We start from the raw sequence: 22,152 nt of genomic DNA, 5'->3' as shown, positions 1-22,152 counted from the left end.
AGCATGATCCCGAACGGTGGGAACCGGTTTTCGGAAGAGATCATGCGGAGACAGGAAGATGGAGCGGGAGGATGAGCGACGCTCGTTTCATCCCGCGCCAACGGGCCTCGGGGCCGGTTTTGGGGGCGTCTTCCCTCCTTCTTCACGGAGCGGCAGACGGCCGGCCATCGTCGCGCGGTGCGCGCCCTGCCGCGACCGAGCGCCTGGGTTTTTGCCGATTGCCGCGGTGCGCCGGACGGTGCCTCTGGATCGGGGCGTCCCGCGTGCCAGTTCTCCGCTGGCCCGCGCCCCGTTTGCGCTCACGCCGGAAGGAGCCGACCCAGGATGAACCCCGAGCCATCGACAAGCCGCCTCGCCGACGCCCTCTTCGTTCCGGTGCTCACCCATTACGCGCCCGGCGCGGCGGGCACCGTCGATCTCGCGCGGATGCTCGCCCATATCCGCCACATCCGGCCGCAGGTGCGGCAGGTGATGCTCGCCGGCTCGACCGGCGACGGCTGGGAGCTCGACGACGCGGCCTTCGACGCGCTCATCGACCTCGCGGCCTCGCCCGAAATCGCGGCGCTGGATCTCTCGCTGCTCTTCGGCGCGCTGCGGCCGACCACCGACGCGGTGATCGCAAGGCTCGAACGGCTGGAGCAGCGGCTCGGGCAGGATCCGGCGCTGGCGCGGCGCGTCGCCGGCGCCGTGGTCTGCCCGCCGGTCGACAGGGAGGCGAGCCAGGCGGCGATCCTCTCCCATTACGACGCGGTATTCGCGGCCTGCCGCCTGCCGATCGCCGTCTACCAGCTGCCCCAGGTCACGCTCTGCCGCATCGAGCCGGAGACGATGGCGCGTCTTTCGCAGTCGCCGCGGGTGCCGCTGTTCAAGGATTCCTCCGGCGAGGACTTGGTGGCAAAGAGTGGGCTCGGCTTCGCCGAGGTGGCCCTCGTGCGCGGCGCCGAGGGCGGCTATGTCGAGGCGCTGAAGCCGGCGGGGCCCTATGACGGCTGGCTGCTTTCGACCGGCAACGCGCTCGCCGACCCGCTGCGCCGGCTGCTCGCCCTCAAGGCCGAAGGGCGCGGGGAGGAAGCCGACGCGCTCTCCGCGGACCTCTCGCAGGCCGTCGCCGCGATCTTCGCCGCGGCGAAGGACGAGGGCGGCGCGAACGCCTTTTCCAACGCCAACCGGGCGATGGACCACATCGCCGCCCATGGCCGCCACTGGCCCGAGGCGCCGCTGCCGCTGAAGGTCGATGGCACAGCCCTGTCGGAACGGCTGGTGCGAGCCGCCGCCGACCTCGCCGGGGCGTTCCTGCCGGTCGGGGGTGCCGGATATCAGACGATTGGCGAGGGATAGCGACGTGAGAGGCTGTCAGTCTGCTGGTCGAAACTCGTCCCAGATGTGAAAGACGCCGTCAGTGACAACCCCGACCAACAACCAAGCCACTCGCTGCTCCCCGAAACCCTGGGAGACCATAATACTCGTGGACGGTCCGTGGAGGACGAGCTCCGAAAAAACCACCACGAAAAAGGTGTAAGTCGAGCATGAGAGAATAAATACGCTACCCAATCGCCTACGAAGAAGCTGGCCTGAGCTGTTCCGATGATATCCTTTAATTCTGAAAAGCAGAAGTGAAAATACTCCAATAGCCAACGACGAAATGGGGTTAGCAAACCAAATCCATGGCGCATTCATCGTGAGATCTACAGACGCCCAACAAGCCGGCTGATACCCGCCCCGATCAATCCACCCAAAATGGCGGGAAGAAATCCGCCTAAGGCGGGGAACAGATATGCCAAGGTCGACGTGACATATGCTCCGGCGACGAACCAGAGTATCAAACTGAATGACAATTCGACCGTCAGTTCGGCAGAGCTTGGCACTACTAACCTCAACGTTCGGATAGCGTGGTCCATCGTTTAGACTCCTTATCTCCGCCATTCGTCAAAAAGTGGTTTCAGCCCTGCCGCAAAATCTCGCACTACAACAACTGGAATTAGAAACCTTGAGACGTAGCGATCTAGCAATGACACGCTGCCGCTTCCACCCAAAATCGCCGACCGAGCCATGGCGAGAGAGAAAATCTATTCGATTCTATTTGAAATACAGACACTTATGTAAAACGGGCAGTTGCTCGAATTTTCATTTGCTGGCTATCTGAATGCTCAGAACGGCTTCACCACGACGAGCACGATGATGCCGATCAAAAGCACCGCCGGCACCTCGTTCAGCACCCGCCAGTAGCGGGCGGACTTCTCGTTCCGGTCCTCGGCGAAGCGCCGCGTCGCGGCAGTCAGCATGCCGTGGATTCCAGACATGATCAGGACGAGCAGGATCTTCACGTGCAGCCAGGCATCGCCGGAGGTCAGCCAGCCGCCGGAAAAGGCCAGCCAGACGCCGGCGACCCAGGTGCCGATCATCGCGGGATTGATGATCCCCTTGAGCAGCCGGCGCTCCATCACCTTGAAGGTCTCCGACTGGACCGAGCCGGTCTCGGCGCCGGCGTGATAGACGAAGAGCCGCGGCAGATAGAGCATGCCGGCCATCCAGGCGATCACGGCAAAGACATGGACCGACTTCACCCAGAGATAGGCCGAATCGGGCAGGAGCAGGAACATCAGCGCCGCCAGGACGACGGTGACGGCAAGGGCGACGAGGGCGTTCTTCATCGGGGCGGGAGGTCCTCGGTCGAATGCGCGGCGGGAGCGCCCGGCAGAATGGTGCGCGGGGATTCACGGTCCCGCCCCCTCCCCTCCAGGCGGCCGCCCTTGGTGCCCCGCGGCGCGATCCGAAGTCAATCGGAGACAGAAAGGAGAGTCTCCGGGACGGTCCGGCCGGCGGCCGGCGACGGCGATGTCGCCCGCCTTCATCCGCCGCGCACGGCACGGGTGCTCACATCCGGTATCCCGGTTTCTTGTAGAGCGCCGAAGCCTTGGCCTCGATGTCGGGCTGATAGACCTTCTCGCGCCAGTCGTCGGCGCTGACCTCCTCGAAGCCGACGGAGACGGAGTCGGGGCCGTAATTCAGGATTCCCATCACATCCCGGGTGATGGCTTCGGCGAGTTCGCTCTTCTGCTGCTCGGTCTTGCCGGGCCAGAGTTTCACGATGACATGCGGCATGAGACGCCTCCTTCGGTGTTTCGTCTTTCACTCACCAGGGCTGGCTGGCCGGCCCGACGGTGAATTCGCTCACTGTCGTATCCGCCGGCAGGTCGAGCGCATAGGCGACGACGTCGGCGATGCGGTCCGGCGAAATTCCGAATTTCTCGTAAAGGCCGTGCATCGCCTCCGAGGCCCGGCTGTCGGTGATCGTATCGAGCAGCTCCGTCCTGATCGCCGCCGGATAGATCGTCGCGGTGCGGATGTTCGTGCCCTCCATGGCCGATTCCATCCGCAGGACTTCCATGAATTCCCGCACGAACCACTTGGTGCCGCCGTACACCGCGCTGTTCGGATAGGCCTTCAGGCCCGCGACCGACGAGGTCGCGACGATATGGCCGGACTTTTGTTTGAGGAAGGTCGGCATCGCCGCGGCGACGCCGTTGAGGACGCCCTTGATGTTGACGTCCACCATCTTGTTCCACTCGTCGGTCCTGAGCGCCGAGACCGGCGAGCTCGGCATCAGCCCGGCATTCAGGAAGATCGCATCGACGCCGCCGAACCTGTCCTTGGCGAGTGTCACGATGGCCTCGTTGTCGGACGGCTCTGTCACGTCGAGCGCGCGATACGACACCGCGCCGCCCGCCTTGCCGATTTCCTCGGCGAGGGCTTCGAGCCTGTCTTCGCGCCGGGCGCCGAGAACCACCTTGGCGCCCTTGCCGGCGAGGAGCCTGGCGGTCGCCTCGCCGATGCCGGACGACGCGCCGGTGATGATGACGACCTTGTCCTTGATCATGACGATCTTCCTTTTCTTGGCGAGAGCCGGATGCGATGGGCTTCGCCCGGCATCCTGCTCTCTCTTCTCAAGTCTTCCCGGGTGCGCATGACCTGTCCGAAAGCCGGCTCCCGCGTTTCGGGATCATGCCCCGCCGGGCCGTCACGCGCCGTATTGGTCGTCCGTGACCTTCTCCATCCAGTCGACAGGCGAGCCGTTCAGCTTTTCCTGGATGGCGATATGCGTCATCGCCGTGGTCGGCGCGGCGCCGTGCCAGTGCTTTTCGCCCGGCTCGAAGTAAATGACGTCGCCGGGGCGGATCTCCTCGATCGGCCCGCCTTCGCGCTGGACCCGGCCAAGCCCGAAGGTGACGATCAGCGTCTGGCCGAGCGGATGGGTGTGCCAGGCGGTCCGCGCGCCCGGCTCGAAGGTCACGCTGGCGCCGGCAACGCGCGCCGGCTCCGGCGGGCTCATCAGGGGATCGATGCGCACCGTCCCGGTGAAGTATTCGTCGGGGCCTTTGCCGGAGGGCTGCGAACCGCTGCGTTTGATATCCATGGGACAATTCCTTCTTTGCTTCGGCGCCCCGAGACGGCGGGCGCCGGCTTCGTCCGATGAGGTAGTCGTTTCCCGCCGCGGCGATTAGCCCATATGATCCGATTGAACCCATTAGAAGACCTAATGAATGCCGCATGAGAACCTGAACGACTTGGCCGCCTTCCTCGCCGTCGCCCGCGCCCGCAGTTTCACCAGGGCGGCCGCCAAGCTCGGCGTCACGCAATCGGCGCTCAGCCAGACGATCCGCAATCTGGAAGCGCGGCTCGGTCTGCGCCTGCTCACCCGCACGACCCGCAGCGTCGCACCGACGGAAGCCGGCGAGCGGCTCGCATCGACGCTCGGAACCCGGCTGGACGAGATCGAGGCGGAACTCTCCGCCTTGAGCGAATTGCGGGAGAAGCCGGCCGGCACCATCCGCATCACCGCCGACGAGCATGCCGCCAATCGCGTCCTCTGGCCGGCGCTGGCGCGCTTCCTGCCGGGCTATCCCGACATCAGGGTCGAGATCGTGATCGATTTCGGCCTCGCCGACATCGTTGCCGAGCGCTACGACGCCGGGGTGCGCAATGTCGAGATCGTGGCAAAGGACATGATCGCGGTGCCGATCGCACCGCCGATGCGCATGGCCGTGGTCGGCAGCCCCGGTTATTTCACCGGGCGAAATCCGCCGCTGACGCCGCAGGATCTGACCGCCCATTCCTGCGCCAATCTCCGCCTGCCGACCCATGGCGGGCTCTATGCCTGGGAGTTCGAGAAGGACAGCCGCGAGTTGCGCGTGCGTGTCGACGGCCAGGTGGTTTTCAATAGCGTGTTTCTTCTGGTGCAGGCGGCGCTGGACGGGCTCTCCCTCGCCTATGTGCCGGAGACCGAAGTCCTGCCGCACGTCGAAAGCGGCCGCCTCGTCCGTGTGCTGGAGGACTGGTGCGAGCCGTTTTCCGGCTATCACCTTTACTATCCGAGCCGCCGTCAGCAGTCGCCGGCCTTTGCCCTCCTCGTCGAAGCCCTTCGCCATCGCGGCTGAAGGTTCGGTCTCGTCACGTCCGGCGGAACGACGCCTCGCCCCCGCGCGGGCAAAGCCATCCATGCCCCTGATCGACGGCGGCCTCAGTCCGGCGTCATCGCCATCAGCGCCTTGGTGCCGTCGAAGACCTCGACCAGCTTCAGGAAGCGGTTGCCTTCGAAGGTCCACCAGTGGCCGAGCCAGGTGCGGGCGATCTTGCCGGTAGCCTTGGCGCGAACCTTCACGATCAGGAACGCTGCGACCTCGTCGCCCTGTTCGATCAAGGTCTGCGGATCGAAGGCGAGGATCTCCCAGTCCCGCTCCAACGCGTCGAAATAGGCGCCGAGCTCCTCGCGTCCCCGATAGACGTCTGCGATCGCCAGGGGGTGTTCGCCCTTCTCTGTCTGGAGCGAATGGAGAACCACGTCGTCGGCGGCAAAATCCAGCCAGACGTTCCGATCGGCGCCGGAGCACTCCACCCAGCATCGATAGGCATGCCTCAGAATCGCCACGCGTTCGCTGTCGGCCATGATTTCCTCCCCGGATCGCTTTCGCTCAGAATACAACCGGCAAGGCTCCTGCGCCATCCTGTCGTCGCCGCTGCCCTCTCTCAGCGGTCGACCACCGCGGCGGTGCTGGACGGAAGCGACCCTCTCAACCCGCGAAAAGGGGCCATCAGGAGATTTCGCCATCGTCGCACGCACAGGCGGATTTCGTCGCCTCGTCGGCCACGCCACCTGGCCGGTCAAAACGGGGCGCGGGCCAGGATCCTTTTGCGACGGAATCCTCGAAGCCAGCGGATCGTGTCGACCTCAGCGACAGCGCCGTGTCCTGTGAACAAGGCTCAGACTATCCCGCCTCAGACGCGCTCCAGGCAGGTGGCGATGCCCTGGCCGCCGCCGATGCAAAGGGTTGCAAGGCCCCGTCTGGCGTCGCGCCTGATCATCTCGTGCAGCAGCGTGACGACGATGCGGGCGCCGGAGGCGGCGAGCGGGTGGCCGAGGGCGATCGCGCCTCCGTTGACGTTCACCCGGTCGGTGTCCCAGCCCATCTCGCGGTTGACGGCGATCGCCTGGACCGCGAAGGCCTCGTTGACCTCGACGAGATCGAGATCCCCCGGCCTCCATCCGGCCTTTTCGAGCGCACGCCGCGAGGCCGCGACGGGACCGAGCCCCATCAGCATCGGCTCGACGCCGGCCGAGGCCGCTGCGGCGATCCGCGCGAGAGGCTCAAGTCCGAGCCGCTCGGCCGTCGCCTCGCTCATGATGACCAGCGCCGCCGCGCCGTCGTTCAGTCCCGAGGCGTTTCCGGCGGTCACCGTCCCCCCCTCCGCGAAGGCGGGCTTGAGCGACCTCAGGCTTTCCACGGTCGATGCCGGATTCGGGTGTTCGTCCCGCAGGACACGCGTCGTCCCGCGTTTTCCCGCAACGTCGATCGGCACGATCTCGGCGTCGAAGCGGCCGGCCTCCATGGCCCTCGCGGTCTTTTGCTGGGACTGCTCGGCGAAGGCGTCCTGGGCGTCGCGGGTGATCTGGTAGCGTTGCGAAAACTCTTCGGCGGTCACACCCATATGAACGTCGTGGAAGGCATCCATCAGGCCGTCGACGACCATCGAATCCTTCAGCGCCGTGTCGCCCATCTTCGAGCCCCGGCGCGATCGGTAGAGCAAGTGCGGCGCCTGGCTCATGGAATCCTGGCCGCCGACCACGACGATCTCGGCTTCTTCCGATCGGATCGCCTGCAGGCCGAAATGGATGGATTTCTGTCCCGCGCCGCAGACCATGTTGACGGTCGTGGCCGGCACCTTGACCGGCAGCCCGGCCTTCAGCGCGGTCTGGCGGGCGGGATTCTGCCCGGCCCCGCCGGTCAGGACCTGGCCGAGGATCACCTCCGAGACGCGTTCGGGCTCGATCCTCGTCGCCGCGAGAAGGTCGGAGACGACCGCCGCGCCGAGCTCTGCGGCCGACAAGTCCGCGAACGCGCCCTCGAGTTTGCCGATGGCGCTGCGCCGCGCGGCGACGATGACGATGGGGACGTTCATGCCGGCTCCTCCTGCCCTGCGTGCCGAGACGGTCGGTCGGCCGTCGGGGGCCCTCGATCCTTGCCGGATGCCCTGTCCGGGCCTGCGGGCCGAAGGCGATCACCGCCGGGTGGCACATGGTCGATCCGATCGAACACGCAAGGCGGCTTTGTACCGACCGGTCCAGAACTCTATGCCCCGCAGATGCGACGAAGACAACCGAATTCAAGACGCGCCGAGGTCGCCGGCCGCAAAACCCCCTCCCCCGCATCCCTGCTGCCGGCGATGCTTGTCCGCCCGCCAGCGTCGCTCCGACCCGCGCCGGACCGTGCCGAGAGCTTTGCCGAACGATCCGTACGTCCTACAGAGTGAGGTGTCGAAACGGTGAAGGGCTCGCGGAAAGCTTCGATGTCACAAAATGCAAGACGCTCCAGGGGGCGGCCCAAAAACGAGGATGCTTTCGCGACCGGCTTTCTGGAACGCGTCGCGAGCAACGGCGGCATCGACAAGGCGAGTGCCGTCCCGCTCTGGGTTCAGATCAAGAACGCCATCGCCCGCGAGATCGACAGCCAGGGGCTCGGGGCGCATGCGCGCCTGCCGTCGGAATATACGATCGGCCAGGCGCTCGACGTGTCGCGACCGGTGGTCAGTGCGGCGATCACGCGGCTCGCCGCGGAGGGGATCCTGGAAAAGGTCCCGCGGCGCGGGATCTTCGTCGCGCCGCCGCGCACCGAGACGAACTTTCTGACCTCCAACGTCTCGGTTCACTCGGATCTCGAGGCGCGGGGCCACACCGTCACGGCGCAGGCCTTCGAGTTCCGCCGATGTCCTCCGGACGCCGACGAGGCGCGCGTCTTCTCCCTGCCGCCCGACGGCAGCGTCGTCAGGGTCGGGCGGGTCTATCGCTCCGACGGCCGGCCGATCACCCACACGCTGATTTCCCTGCCGGGCCACAAGGTGCCCGAGATGGAGACGCTCGACATCGAGGGGCTGTCGATCTTCCAGGTTCTGAAGGATCACTACGGTCTGGTGTCCCAGCGCGCCGAGCGCTGGTTCACCGCCGAGGCCGCACCGCCGGAGGTCGCCAAGCGCCTGGAGATTTCCGAAAACCAGCCGCTGATCGCCATCGAGTCGATCGCCTACGACCCGAACGACGCGCCGCTCGAATACTACCGGGCCTTCTACAATTCCGCGGTCGCAAGGATCAAAGTCTCGACGGGCACCTTCGCGAACTGACCGCTCCGCAGCGACGATACGGTGATGTCTCCGCAGCCTGCGGGCGGATGATTCTTTTTTGGTAATAACCAGATTGACAGACCCGGCTTCCTTCCCTCATTGTACCAAGCAGTCCACAAACGGGCGCAGTGGGAGGAGAAGCGGAGCTTCTCGCAACGTTTCAAGGGCGTGCAGCGCGGTCGACGCCACATGGCGGCGTCCGCGGGGAGGACGATTTGGATTATCCGTCGCTTTTCGATCTGAAGGGCAAGGTCGTCGCCATCACCGGCGGTGCCAGCGGCATCGGCCTTGAGTGCGCCCGGGCGTTCGGCTCCTGCGGCGCCGTGCTGGAACTGCTGGATCTCGGCGAGGCGGCCCTCGACAAGGCCAGGGCCGAATTGTCCGGAGCCGGAGTCCGGGTGGGTGTCACGCGCCTCGACGTCACCGATCCCGCCGCCGTGACGGCCTCCGCCGACGCCGTCGTCGAGCGCCATGGCAAGGTCGACGTCCTCCTGAACTCGGCGGGGATCGCCCGGCTGCATGGCGCGCTCGACGTCGCCGACGCGGAATGGCGCCAGGTGATGGACGTCAACCTGAACGGCACCTTCTGGTGCTGCCGGGCATTCGGCAGGCACATGGTCGCGGCCGGCAGGGGAGCGATCGTCAACATGGGCTCGATGTCCGGCACGATCGTCAACAAGCCCCAGTTCGCCGCGAGCTACATGGCCTCGAAGGGTGCCGTCCACCAGCTCACCAAGGCACTCGCGGTGGAATGGGCGAAGACCGGCGTCAGGGTCAACGCGCTCGCACCCGGCTACATCGGCACCGAGATGACGCTCGAAATGCGGTCGCGCCCGGAGCTCTTCGACACATGGCTCGAAATGACGCCCATGGGTCGCTGCGGCACCCCCGCGGAAGTCGCCGCCCTCGTCCTCTTCCTCGCCAGTGACGGCGCCGCCTACGTCACCGGCTCCATCGTCGCCGTCGACGGCGGCTATACCTGTCTGTGAGCGCGCCGATGGAACTCGATCTGACCTCGAACGCGGCGCTGCAGGTTCGCGAGGCGATCATTGCCGCATGCCGCCGGATGAACGCCAGCGGCCTCAATCAGGGCACCTCCGGAAACATCTCGGTCCGCCAGGGCGACGGCATCCTGATCACGCCTACCTCGCTCGACTACGACCTGATGCGCCCGGACGACCTCGTGTGGATCGGCTTCGACGGAACGCGCCACGGCCATCGTCGCCCCTCCTCGGAATGGCAGTTCCATTTCGACATCCTGAAGGCGCGCCCTGATCTGAATGCCGTCGTCCATGCGCATCCGACCGCCTGCACGACCCTGTCGATCATGGAAAAGCCGATCCCGCCGATCCACTACATGGTGGCCGTGTGCGGCGGCCACGACATCCGCTGCGCCCCCTACGCCACCTTCGGCACCAAGGAACTGTCCCGCCACGCCGTCGAGGCGCTCGAGGGACGGACCGCCTGCCTTCTCGCCCATCACGGCATGATCGCGGCCGGTTCCTCGCTCGCTCAGGCGATGTGGCGCGCCACGGAAGTCGAGACTCTCGCGAGGCAATATCTGGGCTGCCTGCCGACCGGCGAACCGCCCTGCCTCAGCGAGGAGGAAATCGAGAACGTCATCCAGCGAATGGCCGGCTACGGGCATTCGGACTGACGTCGATGCCTGTCCGCCTGGGAGGGCGGACACGAGACAACGCGATCCAAAGGGAGGAACATGCTCATGCATACCGCGTTCAAAATCACGCTTGCGGCCGCGCTCGCCCTCATGGCCGGCGGCGCGATGGCCGAAGAGGGCAACGTGCCCTCGCTCAAGGGCAAGACCGTGGGCGTCACGGTCATCGGCACCGATCACCACTGGGACCTGCAGGCCTATCAGGGCCAGATCGACGAATTGAAGAAGCTCGGCGCCGAGGTCATCGCGCTCGATGCGGGCCGCAACGACCAGACGCAGGTCAGCCAGATCCAGACGCTGATCGCCCAGCATCCCGACGCGATCATTCAGCAGCTCGGCAACATCGAGGTGCTGGCGCCCTGGCTGAAGCGGATCCGCCAGGCGGACATCCCGCTGTTCACCGTCGATACGGCGACCCCCGAGGCGATCACCAACACCACGTCCGACAACTATTCGATCGGCGCCCAGCTAGCGCTCCAGATGGTCAAGGACATGCGGGGCGAAGGCAAGGTCGCGGTCTTCAACGGCTTCTATTCGGTCCCGGTCTGCAAGATCCGCTACGACCAGCTGAAATACGTCCTGCAGAGCTTTCCCCGCATCGAGATCATCGAACCGGAACTGCGCGACGTCATCCCCAACACGGTGCAGTCCGCCTATTCCGACGTGAACGACGTGCTCAACCAGTACGGCCCCGACAGCGGCCTCAAGGCGGTGTGGGCGTGCTGGGACGTGCCGATGATCGGCGCCACCCAGGCAATCGCCGACGCGGGGCGCAAGGACGTCAAGACCTACGGCGTCGACGGCAGCCCGGAATTCGTCGAGATGGTCGCCGATCCGAAGAGCCCGGCCGGCGCCGTCGCCGCGCAGCAGCCCTACAAGATCGGCCAGACTGCCGCGCAGACTGTCGCACGGTTCCTGAACGGCGACGAGGTGCCGCCCTTCAACTTCATCCCGGCGGTGCTGGTGACGAAGGAGAATGCAGGCGAGACCGCGGCTCCCTTCCTGCCGAAGGACGGCAAGACCGGCGACAAGGCCGAGGGCGCGTCGGACAAAACCGAAGGCAAGGCCGAGGGCAAGGCGGCCGCTCAATAGGCGCACCATCCCGAAACGAGCCGCCCGCCCCCGCGAAAGCGCCGGCGGGCGCGCATCAGGCAGAGATGACGGGAGGGACCGATGTCAGAACCCGCGATCGAGATGCGGAACGTCAGAAAGACGTTCGGCCCGGTCATCGCCCTGGAAAAAGCCGATCTCGTCGTCCATCCGGGGACCATCCACGGCCTCGTCGGCGCCAACGGCGCCGGCAAGTCGACGATCATCAAGATCCTCGCCGGTATCTATCGCAAGACCGCCGGCACAATCCGCATCTTCGGGGAAACCATCGAGGACGTCACGCCGGTGGCGATCGAGAGGCGCGGCGTCCACTTCATCCATCAGGACCGGCTCCTGGTGCCGACGGCGACCGTGGCGGAATCGATATTCCTGCGCAACGAGCCGCGCTTCGGCCCCTTCCTGAACCACCGGCACATGCGCAGACGCTCCAAGGAGCTGCTGCATCGCTATTTCGACCTCGAGCTTTCGCCGGACACGCTGATTTCCGAGCTTTCGACCGCCCAGCAGAAGATCGTGCAGATCACCCGGGCGCTGGCCCAGGACGCGCGCGTCCTGGTTCTCGACGAGCCGACGGCCGCCCTGATCGACAAGGAGGTGAAGAGCCTCTTCAAGGTGCTGCGTCGGCTTCGCGACGACGGTCTCGCGATCGTCTTCATCTCCCACTACATGTCCGAGATCACCGAGATCTGCGACACGGTGACCGTGCTTCGCAACGGCGTCGACGTCGGGGTCGTCGATCCGCGTGAGGTCGGCATCCCGCGGATCGTCGAGATGATGACGGCGCGCAATACGTCGGAGATGTATCCGCGCCGCGCCGTCGCGCTCGGGGCGCCCGTTCTGTCGGTTCGCGACCTCACCTGCGAACCCTATTTCCGCAACGTCTCCTTCGATCTTCACGCCGGCGAGATCCTCGGCCTGACCGGGCTTCTGGGATCCGGCGACAAGGAGGTCCTCAAGGCGCTTTTCGGCCAGTTGCGGACGGACTCCGGCGAAATCCACCTCAACGGCGAGCGCGTCGAGTTCCGATCGCCGGTCGCGGCGGTTTCGAGCGGCGTCGCCAAGATCCCCGAGGATCGGCGCGCCCATGGCGTCGCCGCCGGCCTTTCGGTGCGCGAAAACGTCTCTCTCGCCTCGCTTTCGGACGTCTCCAGCAGAGGCTTCGTGAACCGCTCGCGCGAGGTCGAGGTCGTGAGCGGCCTCATCGACGATCTGAACATCAAGACCCCCGGCCCCGATCAGCTCGTCAAGAACCTGTCCGGCGGCAATCAGCAAAAGGTCGTGGTCGCCAAATGGCTGAACTGCAACAGCCAGGTCTATCTGATGGACGAGCCGACGGTCGCCGTCGACGTGGGCGCCAAGATCGAGATCTTCGAACTGATGAATCGTCTTGCCGAGGAGGGGAAAGCGTTGATTTTCCTTTCTTCCGATCTCGAGGAGATCGTCGAGATGTGTGATCGCACGCTCGTCATCTATCGCGGCGAGATGATCGCCGACTACGCCAGGGGCGACATCGACGCCGACCGTCTTCTTGCGGCGGCGTCGGGAGCGCCCGCCGAGCGCGGCACGCCGGCGCCGGTCCGGAGATCGGCATGAGCGCCGTCGCGACCGCCGGTACCGCCCGGCCCACCAGGCGCAAGCGGGACTATTCGAAACTCGCCGTCCGCCTCGGCGCCTTCGCCGGCTTCGCCGCCATCGCCCTTTACTTCGCGGCGACGGCAAGGGGTTTCGTCTCGCCCTACAACCTGACCAACATCGTCGAGCAGTCGACGATCCTCGGCCTCCTCGCCTTCGGCATGACCCTGGTCTTCGCCGGCACCGGCACCGACGTCCAGAAGGGCGGCATCGACCTGTCGCTCGCCGCCAATGCCGGCCTGTGCGCCGCCGTCTACGCCGTCCTGCTGCGGAACGGATATGGAAGCGCCATCGCCATTCCCGCCGCCATCCTGACGGGCATGGCGATCGGGGCGTTGAACGGCGTCGCGGTCGTCCTGTTCAAGATCATGCCGCTCCTGGCGACGCTTGCCGTCCTGAACATCGCGGAAGGGCTGGAGCTGACGCTCACCGAAAACACCGTCGTGCCGGTCTCCTCGCCCCTGATCGACATGCTGGCATTCGGCCGGTTTCTCGGCCTGTCGTCGCTGACCTGGATCTTCGTCGTGGCGACGATCGTCCTCGTCGCCATCGCCCATTACTCGCGGATCGGCCTGCGTCTCTACGCGGTCGGCGGCCACAAGGAGGCCGCGCGGGCGGCCGGCATCAACAACGGCGCCTATGTCTACGGCGCCTATATCGCGGCCGGCGGCCTCGCCGGCCTAACCTCCATCCTCATCGTCGCGCGGCTTTCGTCCTCGACGCCCGGCACCGGGCAGATGCTGCTTCCCGTCCTGGCGGCGGCGCTGCTCGGAACGGTGTTTTCCAGGCGTCTCATCCCGACCATCGGCGGGACGTGCCTCGCCGCGCTCTTCATCGGCACGCTCGCCAACGGGTTCCAGCTTCTCGGCATCTCCTCCTACTGGGTCAGCGGAGTGCAGGGGGCCCTGATCCTGGTGGTCGTCGCCGTCACGTCATTCGCCAAGAAGTAGGACGGATATGAGCGTTCCATCCCACACGACGTCGCGGCCGGCCTTCAATCTGGAAGCGCTGTCCAACTACGCCGTCCTTGCGGCCTTCCTGGCGATCATCGCCTTCTTCGCGATCTTCGCGGACGGCTTCCTCAGCCTCGACAACCTCGTCAGCATCATTTTGAACAAGGTCGTCATCCTGGCGATCGTGGCGCTCGGCATGACCCTCGTCATCGCGTCCGGGGGCATCGACCTGTCGGTCGGCGTTTCGATCGACCTCAGTTCGATGGTCTTCGTCATGCTCATCGCCGCGGGCTACGGCGGGTTCGTCGGTGCTGTGGGCGGACTTGCGGCGGCGCTCTGCGTCGGCCTCGCCAACGCCGCGCTGATCAACAAGCTGAAGATCAATCCGTTTCTCGCGACCCTCGGCATCCTGTTCATCGGCGAGACGGTCCAGCGCGTCGCCACCGGCGGCGGCAATCCGATCTATCTGACGCGCGGCCAGTATGCCGGGACCTTCGACGTCATCGCGCGCACCGAATTCCTCGGCGTTCCGACGCCCATTATCCTGATGGCGCTGTGCATCGTCGCGGTCTATCTGGCGCTGCATCGTTCCGTCTTCGGGCGCTTCGTCACGGTCCTCGGCGATGCGCCGGACGTCGCGCGCTATTCGGGCGTGCGGGTCGGGTTCCATACGTCGATCGTCTTCGTCGCCTGTGCGCTGCTCTCCGGCCTCGCCGGCATCCTGCTGAGCTCCACGGTGCGATCCTACGTCCCGCTTTCGGGCGACGCCTTCCTGCTCGACGCGATCGGGGCGACCTTCATCGGCACGGCCATCAACAGCGAGCGTCGGCCTTCGGTCGTCGGCACGCTGCTCGGCGTCCTGCTCCTGGCGGTGATGCGCAACGGCCTCCTCCTCATCGGTTGGAACTTCTTTTGGCAGCAGGTCGGAATCGGCGTGCTGGTCTTCCTCGTGCTCGGCATTTCGTTCGGGCTGCGCGGGCGCAGTGAATAAGGATCAATCATGCCCAGCTTCGACGTCAGTTCGGTCGGCTTCCTCGTCCTCGACATCCTCGGGCGGCCGGTCACACGCATCCCGGACGGCGGGCGCGCCGACTATATCGACGAGATCCGCATGACCGTTGCCGGTACGGCCGGTGCGACGGGCATGGATTGCGCGATCCTCGGTCTGAAGACGCGCATGGTCAGCTGCGTCGGCGAGGACGAACTCGGCGACTTCCTGCTCGCCAAGATGCAAGGCTACGGCATGGAGACCTCGATGGTCCGCCGCGACGGCCGGGCCCAGACCTCCGCGACCATCCTGCCGGTCAGGCCGAACGGCGAGCGGCCCGCGCTCCACGTGCCCGGCAGCGCCGCCCTCTTCAGCCTCGAAGAAGCCGACTACGCGGCTGCGCTCGATGCAGACATCGTCCATATCGGCGGCACGGGGCTCCTGAAGGCTTTCGACGGCGAGCCGACCCTTGCCTTCATCAAGGCGGCGAAGGCGGCCGGACGCACCACCACCTTCGACCTCATCCAGGCCAATCCGGAAACGGTCGAGCTGGTGAAGCCGCTGCTTCCCTATATCGACTATTTCATCCCCTCCATCGAGGAGGCCGAGGAGATGTCCGGGCGAAAGGGAGCCGAGGACGTCGCGCGCTTCTTCAAGGATCACGGCGTCAAGAACGCCATCCTGACGCTCGGCGGCGCGGGGGTCTATGTGGATCCGGCGACGGGCGATCCCTTCCGCCTGCCCGCCTACGACATCGACGTCGTCGACACGACCGGCTGCGGTGACAGCTTCAGCGCCGGCATCATCGTCGGCCTCTCCAAGGGGTGGGAGTTGCGCGAATGCGCCCGCTTCGCCTCGGCCGTGGCGGCCAAGGTCGCCCTCGGGCTCGGCTCGGACGGCAAGCTCGCCTCCTTCGAGGACACCATTGACGCCATGAAGAACTGGTCGACGAAGGAGGTCGCGTGATGGCCATGCTCCAAGGAAAAGTCGCTCTCGTCACCGGAGCGAGCCGCGGCATCGGAGCGGCGATCGCGGCCGGGCTTGCCACCCACGGCGCCCGCGTCGTCCTCTGCGACCTCGCGGCCCAGCGCCGGCACAGCGAGGCCGTCGCGGCGAAAATCGGCGACGCGCTGGTCTACGATCTCGACGTGACCGACAAATCCGCGATCGAGGCGGTCGTTAACGACGTCACCGCCAAATGCGGAAGCATCGACGTTCTCGTCAACAATGCCGGTATCCTCAAGCCATCCCGCCTGGAAGATCTGGGCGAAGAGACCTGGGACGCGCATTTCGCGGTCAACGCCAAGGGCGTCCTCCTGATGACCAACGCCGTCCTGCCGCAGATGCGCGCCCGCAAGAACGGGCGGATCATCAACATCGCCTCGATCGCCGGTCGCCAGGGCGTGCCGACCCAGGGCCATTACGCCGCGACCAAGGCAACCGTGATCACGCTGACCCGCGTCTACGCCCAGGAGGTCGGCGAGGACGGCATCACCGTCAACGCCATCTGCCCCGGCATCATCGCCACCGAGATGGGCCGCAACAATCTCGGCTCCGAAGAGGCGGAACGCTACTGGGCGGGCGTCACGGCCCTGCGCCGCCTCGGCGACCCGGACGACATCGTCGGTCCGGCCGCCTTCTTCGCCTCGGAGCTTTCCGGCTTCGTGACCGGCCAGGCGCTCAATGTCGACGGGGGCATCTACTTCCACTGATCCAGGTCAGGGCTCGAATGCATCGCGGCCGGCCTCGCAAAGTCCGGCCGCAGAGAGGCGTCAGCGCGCCCCGCCGGCAAGGCGCGTCGCTTCCGGCAGACGTCGCAGGGCCGCCATCGCCAGCGCGCCGATCACCGGCCCCGGCACCAGTGCCAGGAACACCCATCGCCAGCTTCCCAGGAGACCGGCGAGGATCGGCATGATCCAGATCGACACGACGGTCAGCGCGAAACCGATCCCGAGCTGCAGCGTCAGCGCGGTGCCGACGAAACGTTGATCCGCGAGCTCGGTGACGGCCGCGGAAAACTGCGCGCTGTCGCCGATGATCGCGATTCCCCAGACCAGCGCGACGACCGCGAGCAGCCATGAAGGCCCATCGAAGACGAAGCCGATCAGGAAGGCGCAGGCGCCCGAGACGGTCATCATCCCGATGCAGGTCAGGCAGCGGCCAATCCGGTCGGACAGCCACCCGCCGAGAAGGCATCCGGCAACCCCCGAGCCCACGACGACGAAGGCGAGCATCGACGGCGAGCCGAAGGGCAGCGGCGTGACGCCGGCGGCGTCGATGGCGGTCACGAAGGCCAGGAGCCAGGCCCACATGGCGTAGAGCTCCCACATATGGCCGAAATAGCCGAGATTGGCGAGCCAGAGCGGGCGGTCGGTGAAGACCCTCAGACACTGTCTCGGATCGAAGGTCGCCCGGCCGAAGCCGTATGGTCCCTCGCGAAGCGCGAGGAGGAAGAGAACGCCCGAAAGAAGCGTCGAGACGGAGGTCGCGGCGATCACCGCCTGCCATGCGACGCCGTCCGTCACGGCCCGAACGAGATGCGGCATGGCGGAGCCGAGCGTCAGGGCGCCGATCAGGAAGCCGAGCGCAAGGCCGCGCCCCCGCCGGAACCAGGTCGCGAGCAGTTTCAGGGCGGGAGGATAGACGCCCGCAAGCGCGATGCCCGTGACGAAGCGGGCGAGGATCGCGATCGCGGGTGAAGCGCCGGCGAGCAGGGCGGCGTTGGCGAGCGCCGCCAAACAGGCCGCGCCGGCCATGAGAACCGGAAGCCGCACGATGTCGGGAAGATTGACCAGGCTGGAGCCGATCGCGCCGACGACGAAGCCGAGTTGGACGGCATTGGTGAGCCAGGCCGCCTCGGAGGGGCCGAGCGACCAGGCCGCGATCAGTTCGGGGATGACGGCCGTCGCCGAGAACCATGTCGCCAGGGCGCCGACCACGCCGACGCAGATGAGCGCCAGCATGGTCCAGCGGCCCTCCGCCACGGCCGGATCGACCGGGTCGGCCGGTGAGGCCGGGGAGGCTTCGGCGCTCACAGGTTTTCGAGCGGCATCGTGTAGGTGACCGCCGTGCCCTCGACGCAGACGTCTCCGTCTTGGTTGGTGACCGTGCAGGCGAGCTGGCAGATCGGCTTGTCGTCGCGCACCGAGGTGAGCTCGACGCGGCCGATGATCGTCTCGTCGATGCCGACGGCCTTCTTGAAATTGAAGTTGGTGTTGAGGAAGACGGTTCCCGGGCCCGGCAGATCCTCCGCCACGACGGCGTTGAGGATGCCCGTGGTGATGCCGCCCTGGACCACCAGCTTGCCGAAGGGCGTCTTTTTGGCGAGTTCCTCGTCGTAATGCACCGGATTGCGGTCGCCGGTCATGGCCGTGAAGGCGTGGATGTCGTCCATGGACGTCTTGCGGCTTCGCTCCGCCGTGTCTCCGACGCTCGGCTTGCCCCTCGTCACGTTGGCCCAGCCGTCCTTTGGCTTGGTGTCGCTCATGATTGTCTTCTCCTCCTGATGGTGAAATTGCGGCCGAAAGCACGGCAGCACGCGCCCGCCGATCCGTGTCGGCGCGAGTTCGAGCGGCATGCCCACTTCCGGCTCGTCGGCCAGGATGTGGCTCAGCATCGTCGGCCCCTCGGCCAGTTCCACCAGCCCGACCACATAGGGCGCGACCGGAGCCCATCCCGGATGGCCGGGCCGATGGATGCGGCTGAAGCTCTTCAGCCGGCCCTGCCCGGACGCCTCGCGCCATTCGAGACCGCCCGACCAGCAATGGGGGCAGATCTCGCGCGGATAGAAGACGGACCGATCGCAGGACCGGCAATGCTGAAGGATCAGCCGGCCTTCTTCTGCGGCGGCCCAGAACGGTTCGGTCAGCGCGATCGTCGTCGGACCTGGAACCTTGAGGTCGGAAAGCTCGCTCATTCGTCCGCTCCGAGGACCAGGGCGACCGCTTCGGACATGGTCGCGCCGTTGCCGGTCACCAGCGCCAGCTTCGGATCGCGGATCTGGCGCCCCTCCGCCGTCCCGCGGAGCTGGCGGACCGCCTCGACCACATGGGTCATCCCGCCGGCGAGATCCGGCTGGCCGAAGCCCAGCTGGCCGCCATGGGTGTTGAGCGGATAGCGCCCGTCGGGGCCGAAATCTTGCTCGCGAACGAAGCCGCCGAAACCGCCCGGCGGCGCGAGACCGGCGTCCTCGATCGTCGCGGCCACCATGATGGTGTAGCAGTCGTAGAGCGACAGAAGGCTCATCTGACGGGCGGCGGTGCCCGACTGCGCGAAGGCGCGCGCCATCGCGGGTTTCAGCGGGCCGGAGGTCAGCGACGGCGCCTGGCTGACCGCCCGGTGCGTGATCTTCTCGCCGGCCCCGAGCAGATGGACGGCCTTCTGGCCGCGCTCGCGGGCGACCTTCGCCGCGGTGACGATCACCGCCTCGGCGCCGGCCACCGGCATGACGATCTCGAAGAGATGCAGGGGCGAGGCGATCATCGGCGAAGCGAGCACGTCCTCGACGCTCGCCGGCTGGCCATAAAAGATCGCGTCCGGATTGTGTTGCGCGTTGGCGCGCGCCCTCGATGCGACGAGCGCGAAATCCTCCGCCCTGGATCCGTAGGCGGCCATGTGGGCCTGCATCAGCAGCGCATAGGAGACGTTTGCCCCGGACGCGCCGAAAGGCACGTCGAACTCGCGGATGGGATTGCGGTTGGGGCTGCGCGGGGCCTCCGGATTGCGGTGATTGCCGAGGACGCAGAGCACCGTCTCGCACATGCCGGCCCCGATGGCGGCGGCGGCGCGCCAGATCATGCCCGGACCAGACGCGCCGCCGAGGTCGACGAGGTTCGACATGGTCGGCGCGAGGCCGAGATATTCCGAGACGGTCGCCGGCACGTGCTGCGGCGTCTCGCCGACCTGCGGGCCGACGAGGAGGCCGTCGATCGCGTCCTTGTCGAGACCGGCATCCGCGATCGCCAGGGCCGAGCAGCGCGCCAGCATGCCCAGCGTGCTCTCGCCCTCGGTGCGCCGGGTCGGCTTCAATTCGCCGATCCCGACCAGAGCGGCTTTCGACCGGCTCACAACGCCTCCCTCGAGGAGAGCGTTTCGTATTCGCCGAGGCAGGCGGCGTTGGCGATCGAGCCTAAGTTCTTGACCTCGCGCCCGGTGGCGACGGCCCTCACGGCCGTTTCCACGCGCTTGCCGTTGACGGTGTAGGGTATCGCTCCGACGGCATAGATCGCGGCCGGCACGTGACGGGGCGAGCACTGGCGTCGCAGGTCGTTGCGGATCGTCGCCGCGAGGCTCGCGTCGAGGTCGCGGCCCTCCTGCATCTTGACGCACAGCACGATCTCCTCGTCGTCGCCCAGCGGGCGGCCGAAGACGACGCAGTCCTCGATGCCCGCGATCTTGTCGCAGACATTGTAGATGTCGGCGGTGCCGATCCGCACCCCTCCGGGATTGAGCGTGCTGTCGGAGCGCCCGTGAATGACCGCCGATCCGTCGACATGCAGCTCGGCATGGTCGCCATGGGTCCAGATTTCCGGCCGCGGCTCGAAATAGGTCTTGCGGTAGCGCTCGTCGCCGTCTTCGCCCCAGAAGGTCAGCGGCATGGACGGAAAGGGCTCGGTGCAGACGAGTTCGCCCGGCCGCTCGAGCACCGGCGCACCGCGCTCGTCGAAGACGTTGACGGCAAGGCCGAGCGCGCGGGCGGACAGCTTGCCGCGCCGCACCGGATGCAGCGGCGAGCCGAGCAGGAAGCAGCCCATGATCTCCGTGCCGCCGGAGATGGAGGCAAAGCCGAGATCGGGCTTCACCGCCTCGTAGATCCAGTCATATTGGCTGGCGGCGACGGGACTGCCGGCCGACAGCAGCCAGCGCAACGAGGAAAGATCGCGCCGGCGGCCGGGCCGATAGCCCGCTTCGGCGACCGCCGCCAGATAGCGCGGCGAGATGCCGAGATGCGTCAGCCGCTGCCGCTCGACCTCGCGCCACAACGGGTCGCAGTCGAGGCCGTCCTTTCCCTTCAAAACCGGGGCGCCGTCGTAAAGGACCAGCGTCGCCCGGCAGGCCAGCACACCGACGACCCAGTGATACATCATCCAGGCGGTGTTGGTGTACCAGAGGAAACGGTCGCCCGGCCTGACGTCGTTGTGCAGAAGGTGCTCCTTGACCTTCTGCAGGAGAACGCCGCCGGCGCGATGGACGATCGCCTTGGGCGCGCCGGTGGTGCCCGACGAATAGAGGATGTAGGCCGGCGCATCGAAGGGCAGGCGGGCGTAGGCGAGCGGCGCGTGCGTGCCGAAGTCCTCCCACGCCGTGACGGCAAGATCGGTCTCGACCTCGCCCGGGCCGACCAGGACCAGCCGCTCGAGACCCGCCATCATCGCGGCGACCTGCGAAAGCGGCCCGGAGATGTCGACCGGCTTGCCGGCGTAGCGGACCTGCGGCTGCGCGATGAGGACGCGCGGCCGGACCTGGCCGATGCGATCGAGGATCGCCGCCGTCCCGAAATCGGGCGAGCAGGACGTCCAGACGGCGCCGATCGCCAGCGAGGCGAGAAAGGTGACCAGACATTCCAGGCGGTTCGGCAGAATGACGCCGACGCGGTCCCCGGCGACGACGCCGGCGGCCCGCAGGCCCGCGGCGCATCTGGCGACGGCCGCGCGCAATTCGGCGCGACTGACCTCCCGGCTCGCGCCGGTCTCGTCGGTCTCGACGACGGCGATCCCGGTCTCGTCCTCCTCGCGCAGGAGGGTCTCGACGATGTTGAGGCTGGCTTCGGGGAAGAAGCGGGCGCCGGTCATCGGCGCGAGCGCGTCGGGAACGTAGGCCGCCCCGCCCTTCTCGCCGACGATGGCCGCGAAATCCCAGAGGTGGGACCAGAATTCGCCGGGCCTGGAGATCGACCAGCCATGCAGCGACGCGTAGTCGTCCCGCGCGATGCCGGCGCTTTCGGCGAAGCGGGCGATGGCAGAGGTCTCCCGCATCCATTCCGGCGGCCGCCATTTGATCTGCGCTGCAGAAACGCTCGCCATCGTTCCCCCCGAAATCGGCCGCCCTCGCCAAAGGGAGCGGTCTCCGCCATTGCGGCAATCCTGTACCGATCGGTCGGTTTTTGCAAGGGCGCGATTGACGGG

At 66.7% G+C, this 22,152-nt stretch carries 21 protein-coding genes; 11 read left to right on the top strand and 10 right to left on the bottom strand.

Going from position 1 to position 22,152, the window contains the following annotated elements; genetic code table 11:
• The first annotated feature begins 324 nt into the window (after nt 1-324).
• On the top strand, nt 325-1,338 hold the full coding sequence (locus J1C47_RS11545) for a dihydrodipicolinate synthase family protein (RefSeq protein WP_207350918.1): 1,014 nt from the start codon (nt 325-327) through the stop codon (nt 1,336-1,338).
• Between the two features lie 809 nt (nt 1,339-2,147).
• Here the strand turns inward: J1C47_RS11545 and hemJ are convergent.
• The 4 genes from hemJ to J1C47_RS11525 all read right to left on the bottom strand — a co-directional run bounded on the left by hemJ (nt 2,148) and on the right by J1C47_RS11525 (nt 4,414).
• Nucleotides 2,148-2,651, bottom strand: coding sequence for a protoporphyrinogen oxidase HemJ (gene hemJ / locus J1C47_RS11540; RefSeq protein WP_207350917.1), 504 nt, complete (start codon nt 2,649-2,651; stop codon nt 2,148-2,150).
• A 223-nt stretch (nt 2,652-2,874) separates the two neighbouring features.
• A complete protein-coding gene (locus J1C47_RS11535; RefSeq protein WP_207350916.1) occupies nt 2,875-3,102 on the bottom strand; it encodes a tautomerase family protein in 228 nt (75 codons plus the stop codon).
• Nucleotides 3,103-3,133: 31 nt separating this feature from the next.
• Nucleotides 3,134-3,877, bottom strand: coding sequence for an SDR family oxidoreductase (locus J1C47_RS11530; protein WP_207350915.1), 744 nt, complete (start codon nt 3,875-3,877; stop codon nt 3,134-3,136).
• 141 nt (nt 3,878-4,018) lie between these two features.
• A complete protein-coding gene (locus J1C47_RS11525) occupies nt 4,019-4,414 on the bottom strand; it encodes a (R)-mandelonitrile lyase (RefSeq protein WP_207350914.1) in 396 nt (131 codons plus the stop codon).
• Nucleotides 4,415-4,541: 127 nt separating this feature from the next.
• Here J1C47_RS11525 and J1C47_RS11520 point away from each other — a divergent pair, with 127 nt between their 5' ends.
• The gene (locus J1C47_RS11520; protein WP_207350913.1) at nt 4,542-5,435 is read left to right on the top strand and encodes a LysR family transcriptional regulator; all 894 of its coding nucleotides are present in this window, start codon (nt 4,542-4,544) and stop codon (nt 5,433-5,435) included.
• 83 nt (nt 5,436-5,518) lie between these two features.
• Here J1C47_RS11520 and J1C47_RS11515 read toward each other — a convergent pair whose 3' ends face one another.
• Both J1C47_RS11515 and J1C47_RS11510 read right to left on the bottom strand, forming a co-directional pair.
• Nucleotides 5,519-5,944: a nuclear transport factor 2 family protein gene (locus tag J1C47_RS11515; RefSeq protein WP_207350912.1), complete on the bottom strand. Its 426-nt coding sequence runs from the start codon at nt 5,942-5,944 to the stop codon at nt 5,519-5,521.
• A 329-nt stretch (nt 5,945-6,273) separates the two neighbouring features.
• Entirely contained in the window at nt 6,274-7,455 is a 1,182-nt protein-coding gene (locus J1C47_RS11510; RefSeq protein WP_207350911.1) for an acetyl-CoA C-acetyltransferase, read from the bottom strand.
• 387 nt (nt 7,456-7,842) lie between these two features.
• Here J1C47_RS11510 and J1C47_RS11505 point away from each other — a divergent pair, with 387 nt between their 5' ends.
• From J1C47_RS11505 to J1C47_RS11465, 9 genes are all read left to right on the top strand, one after another.
• Nucleotides 7,843-8,670 carry a GntR family transcriptional regulator gene (locus tag J1C47_RS11505; RefSeq protein WP_207350910.1) on the top strand — a complete coding sequence of 276 codons (828 nt, stop codon included), beginning with the start codon at nt 7,843-7,845 and terminating at the stop codon, nt 8,668-8,670.
• 215 nt (nt 8,671-8,885) lie between these two features.
• Complete coding sequence (locus J1C47_RS11500; RefSeq protein ID WP_207350909.1) at nt 8,886-9,659, top strand: SDR family NAD(P)-dependent oxidoreductase; 774 nt, start codon at nt 8,886-8,888, stop codon at nt 9,657-9,659.
• 8 nt (nt 9,660-9,667) lie between these two features.
• Entirely contained in the window at nt 9,668-10,327 is a 660-nt protein-coding gene (locus J1C47_RS11495) for a class II aldolase/adducin family protein (protein ID WP_207350908.1), read from the top strand.
• A 66-nt stretch (nt 10,328-10,393) separates the two neighbouring features.
• Nucleotides 10,394-11,437, top strand: coding sequence for a sugar ABC transporter substrate-binding protein (locus J1C47_RS11490; protein ID WP_245396507.1), 1,044 nt, complete (start codon nt 10,394-10,396; stop codon nt 11,435-11,437).
• A gap of 81 nt (nt 11,438-11,518) precedes the next feature.
• On the top strand, nt 11,519-13,048 hold the full coding sequence (locus J1C47_RS11485) for a sugar ABC transporter ATP-binding protein (protein ID WP_245396506.1): 1,530 nt from the start codon (nt 11,519-11,521) through the stop codon (nt 13,046-13,048).
• Nucleotides 13,045-14,037: an ABC transporter permease gene (locus J1C47_RS11480; protein WP_207350906.1), complete on the top strand. Its 993-nt coding sequence runs from the start codon at nt 13,045-13,047 to the stop codon at nt 14,035-14,037. The genes J1C47_RS11485 and J1C47_RS11480 overlap by 4 nt, the downstream gene beginning before the upstream one ends.
• Nucleotides 14,038-14,044: 7 nt before the next feature.
• Entirely contained in the window at nt 14,045-15,031 is a 987-nt protein-coding gene (locus J1C47_RS11475) for an ABC transporter permease (protein WP_207350905.1), read from the top strand.
• A gap of 9 nt (nt 15,032-15,040) precedes the next feature.
• Nucleotides 15,041-15,994: a carbohydrate kinase family protein gene (locus J1C47_RS11470; RefSeq protein WP_207350904.1), complete on the top strand. Its 954-nt coding sequence runs from the start codon at nt 15,041-15,043 to the stop codon at nt 15,992-15,994.
• Nucleotides 15,994-16,740, top strand: coding sequence for an SDR family NAD(P)-dependent oxidoreductase (locus J1C47_RS11465; protein ID WP_245396505.1), 747 nt, complete (start codon nt 15,994-15,996; stop codon nt 16,738-16,740). Before J1C47_RS11470 ends, J1C47_RS11465 begins: the two co-directional genes overlap by 1 nt.
• 60 nt (nt 16,741-16,800) lie before the next feature.
• Here the strand turns inward: J1C47_RS11465 and J1C47_RS11460 are convergent, their stop codons facing one another.
• The 4 genes from J1C47_RS11460 to J1C47_RS11440 are packed head-to-tail and all read right to left on the bottom strand — an operon-like array spanning nt 16,801 to nt 22,050.
• Nucleotides 16,801-18,063, bottom strand: a complete 1,263-nt coding sequence (locus J1C47_RS11460; protein ID WP_342591968.1) for an MFS transporter — start codon at nt 18,061-18,063, stop codon at nt 16,801-16,803.
• Complete coding sequence (locus J1C47_RS23720) at nt 18,060-18,944, bottom strand: OB-fold domain-containing protein (protein WP_245396504.1); 885 nt, start codon at nt 18,942-18,944, stop codon at nt 18,060-18,062. The genes J1C47_RS11460 and J1C47_RS23720 overlap by 4 nt, the downstream gene beginning before the upstream one ends.
• Nucleotides 18,941-20,095, bottom strand: coding sequence for a thiolase family protein (locus J1C47_RS11445; RefSeq protein ID WP_207350903.1), 1,155 nt, complete (start codon nt 20,093-20,095; stop codon nt 18,941-18,943). Before J1C47_RS11445 ends, J1C47_RS23720 begins: the two co-directional genes overlap by 4 nt.
• A complete protein-coding gene (locus tag J1C47_RS11440) occupies nt 20,092-22,050 on the bottom strand; it encodes an acetoacetate--CoA ligase (RefSeq protein ID WP_207350902.1) in 1,959 nt (652 codons plus the stop codon). The genes J1C47_RS11445 and J1C47_RS11440 overlap by 4 nt, the downstream gene beginning before the upstream one ends.
• Nucleotides 22,051-22,152 lie beyond the last annotated feature (102 nt).

It is taken from the genome of Jiella sonneratiae (genome assembly GCF_017353515.1).
GTDB classification, from domain to species: Bacteria; Pseudomonadota; Alphaproteobacteria; order Rhizobiales; family Rhizobiaceae; genus Jiella; species Jiella sonneratiae.
This window is presented reverse-complemented; position numbering and strand designations above follow the sequence as displayed.